The following is a 271-nucleotide window of genomic DNA, read 5'->3' as shown; positions in this document are numbered from 1 at the left end:
ACCACGGCCAGCTCACGGCCATTGAGGGTAGCATCGCCGATTCCGTAAAGACCTTCGTCAGTCACAATCTTGAGAGTGACCAGATTACGACCGGGACAGGTCACGATAACGCGGGCTTCTCTTATCTTCATTGTTCAAGCCTGGGCAGCTAGGGAATACGAAAGCGCGGGCATTGCCGGCATGGCGGGAGGCGGAATCAGGGCGCCTCGGTGCTGAATGACATTGACAGCCAACCGGTGACCCCACCGGGCAGCCTGTTCAGGATTACCGC

Annotated in this window: 1 pseudogene; it reads right to left on the bottom strand. The window is 58.3% G+C overall.

Features of this window, described 5'->3' with window-relative positions:
- Window positions 1-131, bottom strand: a pseudogene (locus tag QSV46_RS39825) (bifunctional D-altronate/D-mannonate dehydratase); the annotation flags it as partial.
- Window positions 132-271 lie beyond the last annotated feature (140 nt).

The sequence above is a fragment of the Bradyrhizobium cosmicum genome (assembly GCF_032290525.1).
In the GTDB taxonomy this organism is placed as follows: domain Bacteria; phylum Pseudomonadota; class Alphaproteobacteria; order Rhizobiales; family Xanthobacteraceae; genus Bradyrhizobium; species Bradyrhizobium cosmicum_A.
Note: the sequence above shows the minus strand (reverse complement) of the source record. Positions and strands in the feature narration are given on the sequence as shown.